This is a genomic window from Polaromonas sp. P1_G2 (genome assembly GCF_056405515.1).
Genome location: NZ_JBFUBY010001569.1, coordinates 1 through 383, shown reverse-complemented (window position 1 = coordinate 383; position 383 = coordinate 1). Strand labels below are relative to the sequence as shown.

The 383-nt window shown below is 59.8% G+C and carries 1 protein-coding gene; it reads right to left on the bottom strand.

Annotated elements, in window-relative coordinates:
• The coding region (locus tag AC1D0P_RS31585) for a carbohydrate ABC transporter permease (protein ID WP_477680331.1) at positions 1–361 on the bottom strand (361 nt) is incomplete at its 3' end.
• Positions 362–383 lie beyond the last annotated feature (22 nt).

The following is a 383-nucleotide window of genomic DNA, read 5'->3' as shown; positions in this document are numbered from 1 at the left end:
CGCCGGTGGAGAACAGGTATACTTGGTCGAAAATCTTCAGCTGCAGGATCAACTGGATGGTGATCACCAGCGCCGTGATCGGCCACATCAGCGGCCAGGTGACGCTGCGAAACGTCGCCCAGCGGCCGGCATTGTCCAGCGCTGCTGCCTCGTAGATCTCGCCCGGAATTGCCCGCAGCCCGGCAAGGAACAACAGGATGGAAAAGCCCGCCGTCCACCAGATGGTCACGAAGCCGACCGCGGGCATGAACCAGGCCGTCGTCTTGAAGATCGGCACGCGGGCGATGCCGATGAGATCGAAGACATACATGGCAATGCCGAACTGATAGTTCAGCGTCCAGTCCCAAATGAGATAGACCACGGAAACGGGCAGTATGTAGGGC